Annotated in this window: 7 protein-coding genes and 1 rRNA gene; all 8 read right to left on the bottom strand. The window is 47.8% G+C overall.

Going from position 1 to position 8,192, the window contains the following annotated elements:
• Nucleotides 1-82: ribosomal RNA gene (locus G358_RS0116280) — 16S ribosomal RNA — on the bottom strand; the annotation flags it as partial.
• Between the two features lie 503 nt (nt 83-585).
• Complete coding sequence (locus G358_RS31805; RefSeq protein ID WP_019638303.1) at nt 586-2,304, bottom strand: muramidase family protein; 1,719 nt, start codon at nt 2,302-2,304, stop codon at nt 586-588.
• A 155-nt stretch (nt 2,305-2,459) separates the two neighbouring features.
• Nucleotides 2,460-3,338 carry a branched-chain-amino-acid transaminase gene (gene ilvE / locus G358_RS0116270; protein WP_019638302.1) on the bottom strand — a complete coding sequence of 293 codons (879 nt, stop codon included), beginning with the start codon at nt 3,336-3,338 and terminating at the stop codon, nt 2,460-2,462.
• A complete protein-coding gene (gene pheA / locus G358_RS0116265; RefSeq protein ID WP_019638301.1) occupies nt 3,338-4,237 on the bottom strand; it encodes a prephenate dehydratase in 900 nt (299 codons plus the stop codon). Before pheA ends, ilvE begins: the two co-directional genes overlap by 1 nt.
• The gene (gene thrB / locus G358_RS0116260; protein WP_019638300.1) at nt 4,234-5,202 is read right to left on the bottom strand and encodes a homoserine kinase; all 969 of its coding nucleotides are present in this window, start codon (nt 5,200-5,202) and stop codon (nt 4,234-4,236) included. The genes pheA and thrB overlap by 4 nt, the downstream gene beginning before the upstream one ends.
• Nucleotides 5,199-6,269 carry a threonine synthase gene (gene thrC / locus G358_RS0116255; protein WP_019638299.1) on the bottom strand — a complete coding sequence of 357 codons (1,071 nt, stop codon included), beginning with the start codon at nt 6,267-6,269 and terminating at the stop codon, nt 5,199-5,201. Before thrC ends, thrB begins: the two co-directional genes overlap by 4 nt.
• Before the next feature lie 36 nt (nt 6,270-6,305).
• Nucleotides 6,306-7,592: a homoserine dehydrogenase gene (locus G358_RS0116250; protein WP_019638298.1), complete on the bottom strand. Its 1,287-nt coding sequence runs from the start codon at nt 7,590-7,592 to the stop codon at nt 6,306-6,308.
• A 63-nt stretch (nt 7,593-7,655) separates the two neighbouring features.
• A complete protein-coding gene (locus tag G358_RS0116245) occupies nt 7,656-8,093 on the bottom strand; it encodes an ACT domain-containing protein (RefSeq protein WP_019638297.1) in 438 nt (145 codons plus the stop codon).
• Nucleotides 8,094-8,192: the final 99 nt, after the last annotated feature.

Here is an 8,192-nt window from a genome sequence, read left to right as displayed (position 1 = left end):
TTCCAAAATAACCTCGCTCGACTTGCATGTATTAGGCACGCCGCCAGCGTTCGTCCTGAGCCAGGATCAAACTCTCCAATAAAGTTCGGATAAGTGCTCTTGCCCGAAAGCAAGAGGCCCTCCATCCGATTATCGAATAAGCTGATAGCTCATTTTGAATCTGACGAGATCAGATTTGCATCTGACTCTATTATTTAGATTTCACTTGCGTGAAACCCGCTCACTCGTTGTTCAGTTTTCAAAGATCAACTTCGTATCTTGCGTGTCACCGTTGTTTCAGCGGCGACTTAAATAATATAACATAGTCATCAAGCGATGACAAGTGTTTTTTTGATAGAAATAAATGTAATTCCTCTTTCTATCAAAATCCCTCGAAACTATTCAGACAATGTTTCGATGGAATGTTTACTATAACATACAATATAAACATAGAGCAAGCGATATAACAATCATCGAAAGTAGACAGATCGTGATTAGCAATAGTATTCCTTTCAGCTATATTGTGCAGCTCGCCAAAAGATTAATAAGTGCTAGAAACTTCAAAAAGGAGAGCAATAATTTGTATCTGCTCTCCTACTTATATATTTAATTATTAATCCAGGGATTTCGGCGGCTTCGATGCTTTTTTTTAGCGGATGGTTTGTTACCTTTAGATGCGGAATTACTGCTTTGTTGTTTACTTTTTTTATGTTCGGAGATTTTCGCTTCTCTCTCAGCACTCAGCTGTTGATCTGCAGCTTGAACTGTGTCTGGAGCCTTTCCAGTGGATTGTATTTCCGCTTGATTCTCTTCCTGCCTCTTTCCCCCTTTGTAGCATTCCTCATGCATGTGATCTGGGGCCCCGAATGCTCCCAAAGGTGCCATAGGTACGTTCGGGTGCCCCCCATAGTACGGCAAATAAGGTGCGTTAGCGTATGGATGCACCGGTCCAGCATTCCCCGAACAGCCACATGGTGAGTATCCGTGCATCGGTTCATAATAAGAAGGATGCGGTGCATTCGGCTGAATGCTTGCTGGCTGTAGAGAGACATTCTCAAGCGGGTAATTAGCCATATGCAAAGGAGCGATATTTTCGGTATGCATTGGGGCAATGTTTGCGGTGTGCATCGGAGAGATATTTGCGGTATGCATTGGAGAGACATTAGCTGTGTGCATTGGAGCGACATTGGCCGTATGCAGCGGAGCCGCATTGACTGTATGCAGCGGAGCGATGTTAGAAAATGGCATTGTCTCTCCCCAAGGCTTGTTGTCGCCGCCAGCAAATGGTGCAATATTTTCATGGTGTCCGTAATGGGAATAAGGGGCATAATGATCAGCGTGGCTATAAGGGTTTACATACTGGGGCTGTTGGTACATCGGCGCATTCGAAAGACCCGGGTATTCCCCCATTACATTTTCACTATGCCAAGTTGGAGGGATATCATAGTAAGAGGAGATCATTTGATTTTCAGTCTGGTATGGATGCACCAAATTTTCCGGTTTGGCACTGTGATCCGAACATCCGCAAGGTGGATATGGCATTGCTTGTTCAGCCATCAGCATCGGCGGCTCGACTTTAAATTGATACGGTGATACAAGTTCAGGGCAATGCGGCTTTGGCGGGCAAGGGTGCTCCTCATATTTTATCGGCTTCACTTCCATTTGCGGAAGCTGCTGCGGAAGGATCGGCATTACATTTTCGACGATTTTAATATTTTCAACCTTAATGCTTTCCAGCTTGATGTTTTCCGGCTTGATATTTTCGGGCTTGATTTCCGGCTTGATGTTCTCCACTGGTTTAGGCTGCACAGGAACAGCTTTAATATTCTCGGCTTTAATATTTTCCACTTTGATATTTTCCGGCTTGATGTTCTCGGGTTTAATGTTTTCGGGCTTGATGTTCTCCGGCTTAGGAGCCGTATTCTTCTTACCGGCCGGACCAATCGGTGCTGCTGGATTAGCCCCGGTATTATCAGGAGAATGATGCGCCCCCGGTGATGCAGCGCCTGGTATGTTGATAACCTCCCCGACTTGAAGAACATTAGGATCGCTCAACTGCGGATTCGCATTTACAAGTGTCTGCAAAGGCAGTCCCCATGCTTTCGCCAGTTTCCAGAGCGAGTCACCCTGCTTGACGGTATGCTTGTAAATAATTCCTTCATCAACGGGAACCGCCGAAGTCGGAATCTTCACCTTCATTCCAATGCTGAGTTGATCCGGGTTGCTAATTTGCGGATTAGCTTCAATTAACTTTTGTAAAGGAACGTTATACTTTTTTGATAAGTCAAATAAAGTATCTCCTTTTTTCACAATGTGTATTTTCACGCGCTAAAGACCTCCTAGGTTTCTTCTCCGGACCGTGATCTTCGCCCGGGGCCCATTTAATACATCCTATGCAGGAGCCCGGCATTTGACATCCATATAATGAAAAAAACCTACCCTCTATACAAAAAAAGGATAGGTTCGCTCATTTCATTCCATTACCATACTTTCAAACCGTCTTTATCGACGATGCTGCGGAATTCCTCGAGCAGTTGGAGCGTGATCGGCCCGGCATGTCCCTCGCCAATAATACGCCCATCCACTTCACGAACCGCAATCACTTCAGCTGCCGTTCCTGTCAGGAACACTTCGTCAGCTACATAGACATCATGGAGAGTAAACGGCTCTTCTTTAAGCTTATACCCTTTCTCATGACAAATATCGATAATAGCCTGGCGGGTAATCCCCTCCAATGCACCCAAGTAGCAGGGCGGCGTCGTAATTACACCATTTTTCACGATAAAAATATTATCCCCGGAGCCCTCAGTGACATACCCTTGCGAGTTCAGCATGATCGCTTCGCCCGCTCCGGAAAGGTTCGATTGGATTTTAACGAGAATGTTGTTCAAGTAGTTAAGTGATTTGATCTTCGGATTCAGCGCATCCGGAATGTTGCGTTTCGTGGAGACGGATACCGTCTTTAAGCCCGTCTTGTAAGCTTCTTCCGAATAAATCGCCAGCTGCTCAGCGATGATGATTACCGACGCTTTAGGGCAGCGGTTAGGATCCAGTCCGAGATTGCCCGGGCCGCGGGATACAACAAGGCGGATATAACCGTCGCGAAGTTCGTTACGGCGCAGCGTCTCAACGAGCGCCTCCTCCATTTCCTGATACGATAAAGGAATGTTCAGCATAATGGATTTTGCCGAATCGTACAATCGGTCCAAGTGCTCTTTGCATTTGAAAATATTGCCGTTATAGATGCGAATTCCTTCGAATATACCATCACCATATAAGAAACCGTGATCATATACTGATATCTTTGCATTTTCCTTTGTTACGAATTGTCCGTCTAAATATATTAATTGCTCTGCCATTATTTTCGCACCTCCAGTTTATGATTCATAATAGAATAACTCGGATATGAACCGAGTATACGAACGTGACACCCTAGAGCCTCTATTTCCCCAATCGCCGATTGCAGCAATACAGATTCCAAGGAAGACAGCACATCCATATAAAAATAATAATTTCCCAGACGTTTCTTGGTAGGTCTTGATTCAATGCGCGACAAATTCAGCTTGCGCCATGCAAATGCGGACAACACCTGATGAAGAGCCCCCGGAAAATCCTCGGGAAGCGTAACAAGAATACTTGTCTTATCCTGGGTCGGATAATTTTTGCTAAGCTTGATCGGCTCCTGCCCGATAAGAACAAATCGTGTAAAGTTGTTATCATGGTCAGTTACTTTATCCGCAAGAATATCCAGGCCATGCGTCTTGGCTCCCAGCGCAGTCCCTATCGCTGTCCAGCCTTCTCCGGGCCGCTCCTTAACGAGCTTCACCGCTTCAGAAGTACTGGCAACATGCTCAAGCTCCGCTTGAGGCATATGGGCACTCAGAAACTTCGTACACTGCGCCATAGCGACAGGATGGGATAACACTTTGCGCACTTTGGAATAGTCAAGCTTATTTGAATCTGAACCAGACATGAATTCCTCTTTATTCCCGATTAAATTTTGAATGGATGGATATACCCACTCTACCTGCATCGGAATGTCCACCTGATGTACAAGCCAATCCATATGCAAGCTGACGGAGCCCTCGATCGTATTTTCGATCGGAATTACACTGTATTGACTCCTGCCATTTGCTGTCGCCAGAAAGACATCGGAAATTTGCTTGCAATGGAGCAGCTGAACCGGCTCGTCGCCAAACAAATTAAGAACCGCTTCATGAGATACTGAGCCTTCCGGCAGTAATGCAATTACTTTCATGCTCTGACTTCCCCTTTTATGGAATCGATAAACCGCTCACTCTTCTCTATAGTAAGCACCGCGGCGCCTTGTGTGCAAGGTTCTAGCCAAATTGTCTGTGCCGTTATTCCATGCTCGTTGAGCACATCAATTAAAAATCGTTCAAGTTCTGCCCCGCGATTATCGCGCCGATCTGTCAGAGCCAGCAATGTCGGTCCGGCCCCGCTAAGCGCAGCACCTAGCGCGCCATGTTTCACCGCTTCCTCCAAAATGCGGGACATCCCCGGGACGAGCGGAGCGCGGTAAGGCTGGTGCAGCCGATCCTGCATGGCAGCGCGAATCAGATCCAATCTTCCGGCAGCCATGGCCGCAGTAAAAAGAGATGTCCGGCTGACATTGAACACCGCATCGCTTAAACTAACCTGTTCGGGAAGTACTTTTCGAGCTTTGGATGTAGCGAGATGAAACTGGGGAATCGCCACCAGCACCTGCAAATCAGCCGGCGGCTCTATCCGCAAATATTGTGCATGAGCACCGTCCCACACTGCCGTAATTATCCCGCCAAACAGCGAGGCTCCGACATTGTCAGGGTGGTTCTCAAGTGCTGTAGCCATATCGAACAGCTTGCTCTGATCGAGCGGAGAGCCGATCAGCTCATTCGCCGCCACGAGCGCGCCGACGATTGCTGATGCGCTGCTGCCAAGGCCTCTTGTGAGCGGAATATCCGAATACATCGATATTTCCAGCTCTGGAACGGACACGCCCGCCTCGCGAAAAACAGACTGTGCAACTTCGTAAATTAAATTGCTTTTATCTACTGGAATTCCCTTCATCTGATCCCCATACAAATGAATGACGGTTGATTCCGCAGGCTTAATCTCAATCCAGGCGTACAGCGAAAGCGCCATGCCAAGCGTGTCAAAGCCTGGCCCCAAGTTCGCCGTACTAGCGGGCACCTTTACGCGCACGCCTGTTTTGGATATCATTCTTGCTCTCCTTGCAGCTTGGCAATGGCCGCCATTACCGCTTCTTCCGTATCCTGCACAACAAGCGGCTCGCTGCCGATGCTCTTGATTGCAATGTTAGGGTCTTTGAGTCCATGGCCTGTCAAGACGCATACGACGGTTTCGCCGCCTTTGAAATAGCCTTCTTTCTTCAGCTTATACACACCTGCCACTGAAGCTGCAGATGCCGGTTCAGCAAACACGCCTTCACGCGCAGCAATCGTCTTATAAGCTGCCAGTATTTCCTCATCCGTAACATAGTTAATTTGCCCGCCGGACTCTTCTGCTGCCGCTACCGCTGTTTTCCAGCTGGCCGGATTGCCGATGCGAATTGCTGTCGCTACCGTTTCAGGCTCCAAAATCGGCTCTCCTTTAACGATAGCCATAGCGCCTTCAGCTTCAAAACCAACCATGCGCGGAAGGGAGTCTGTTTTGCCTAGCTCACGGTACTCTTTGAACCCTTTCCAATACGCAGAAATATTCCCAGCATTCCCCACAGGGATCGCAAGCACATCCGGAGCCTTGCCTAATTGATCACACACTTCAAAAGCTGCCGTTTTTTGGCCCTCAATGCGATATGGATTTACCGAGTTGACCAGAGTAATAGGATGCTTCGCCGTAATGTCACGTACGATTTCCAATGCGCGGTCAAAGTTGCCTTCAATGGCGATAACCTTTGCTCCATAAATCATTGCCTGCGCCAATTTTCCAAGAGCGATATTATTGTTCGGGATCAGCACGATACAGTTGATCCCTGCCCGGGCAGCATATGCCGCCGCTGCCGCTGAAGTGTTGCCTGTAGAAGCACACATAATCGTATTGCTTCCCTCTTCGATGGCCTTTGCAACCGCCATAACCATCCCGCGATCCTTGAAGGAACCCGTCGGATTCAGCCCTTCATATTTAAAATACAGATCGAGTCCTAATTCAGCAGACAAATTGTCGGCGCGAACAAGCGGTGTGTTCCCCTCATGTAATGTCAGCAGCGGCGTATTGTCGTTGACCGGCAAATATTGTTTGTACGTGTGCAGCAATCCTTGATATCTCATGAAATAAAACCCCTTTTATATTCGGAATAAATTAACCTAGCCTTCTACCCGGTACACACTTTTAATGCGGCGAATGACTTTCAGCGTCTCAAAATGCTTCAGCACCTTATCCATATTCGCCTTGCTGGCATGATGGGTCACAATAATAATTTCCGCATCCTGCGTCTGTTCATCCGGCGATTGAACTACAGATTCAAGACTTACATCATATTCCCCAAATACTTGCGTAATTTGCGCCAGCACGCCGGCTTTGTCATCCACCTCAAGCAGCAGAAAGTTCTTATAGGCAATCTGTTCGTCGCTCTTCAGTTTCTTCGGCTTATATGGAACCATCGCTTTTAAGCCGTTTACTCCCAGCTTCAGATTTTTAACTACCGCAACAAGATCCGCCACTATAGATGTAGCGGTCGGCATTTCCCCGGCGCCTGCACCGTAGAACATCGTCTCCCCCACCGCTTCGCCATGCACGTAAACGGCATTGAACACGCCGTTAACCGCTGCGATCGGATGGCTCTTCTTCACCATCGTCGGCTGAACGCTGATGCTGAACTCTTCATCCTGACGGTCGGCGATACCGAGCAGCTTCATCTCGTAGCCGAGCTTTTTCGCATAGGCGATATCCTCTTTCGATACGCTGGAAATGCCCCGGACATCGACATCGCTCAGTTCTACATTCGTACGGAAGCCCAGCGAGCCCAGAATGACCATCTTCCTTGCCGCATCCAGACCTTCCACGTCGGAAGTAGGGTCAGCCTCCGCATAACCGAGCTCCTGCGCCTCTTTCAGGACATCCCCATAGGATGCATCTTCCTGGCTCATCTTGCTCAATATATAGTTCGTTGTCCCATTTACGATCCCCATAATCTTGACTATGCGATCTGACGAGAAGCCTTCAATCAGCGTGCGGATGATCGGGATGCCGCCAGCCACACTCGCCTCATAAAATACATCGCATTGCTTCTCCAGCGCCTTGGCCATAATTTCTGAACCGTATAGAGCCATTAAATCCTTATTCGCCGTTACAATATGTTTACCGCGGTCCAACGCTTCGAGAATGTATCCTTTAGTTGCCTCAACGCCACCCATAACTTCGATGATAACGTCAATTTCCGGATCGCGGATAACTTCCCAAGGATCCTCCGTAAGCTTGCTTCGATCGATTTCGATACTTCTTGCCTTCTCCAGATTTTTAACAGCGACCTTCTCAATGACGATCGGAGATCCAACCTGACTGCTCAAATCCTCCTGATGCCCTTCCACTATACGGACGACGCCGGTTCCCACCGTGCCGAGCCCAAGCAAACCTACCTTAACGGGTTTCAATATGAGTCCCCTCCTGTTCCCTGTCCGGGTTTTATTATAATTGTAAATATTTACGGGAGATACTTATCCTTGACCGATAATTTGAATTTTCTTTACACCGGATATCGCCTGCAAAGCGGTTATCATCTCATCAAGTTCCTCCGTCAGCCGCGAAGTTTCCACAGAAATAACGACGTTAGCCCTTCCTTGCAAAGGAATGCTCTGATTGATCGTCAGCACATTTCCTCCTGACCCGGCTAGCAGGGACAATACTTCCGATAAAATACCGGAGCGATGCTCCAGGTCGAACGATATCGTCACAATTTCTTCCCGTTCCATTTGATTCAATGGATGAATGCCGTCTTTATACTTATAAAAAGCACTGCGGCTAAGCCCAACTTGCAGCGCAGCTTCATGCACCGTCTTGACGTCTCCAGCGGCAAGCAGCTGCTTCACTTGAAGCGTCTTGAGCACCGCTTCAGGCAAAATATCCTCACGGACCAAGTAATAACGCTCCTTCACAAACGTCCTCCCCTTAAAGACTTCTGTTCTCGTATAGTGGACATTATAACGGAAAGATGAGGATGAGGCAACCTATTTTACGCACAGATTAGCGCGGAT

It is taken from the genome of Paenibacillus fonticola DSM 21315, assembly GCF_000381905.1.
GTDB classification, from domain to species: domain Bacteria; phylum Bacillota; class Bacilli; order Paenibacillales; family Paenibacillaceae; genus Fontibacillus; species Fontibacillus fonticola.
The sequence above is the reverse complement of the archived record's forward strand: the minus strand, read 5'-3'. Positions and strand labels throughout refer to the sequence as shown.

Excerpts from the sequence above, each read along its gene's own strand:
- ilvE (WP_019638302.1), bottom strand. The coding sequence starts at position 3,338 with ATGGCAGAGCAATTAATATATTTAGACGGACAATTCGTAACAAAGGAA.
- pheA (WP_019638301.1), bottom strand. The coding sequence starts at position 4,237 with ATGAAAGTAATTGCATTACTGCCGGAAGGCTCAGTATCTCATGAAGCG.
- thrB (WP_019638300.1), bottom strand. The coding sequence starts at position 5,202 with ATGATATCCAAAACAGGCGTGCGCGTAAAGGTGCCCGCTAGTACGGCG.
- thrC (WP_019638299.1), bottom strand. The coding sequence starts at position 6,269 with ATGAGATATCAAGGATTGCTGCACACGTACAAACAATATTTGCCGGTC.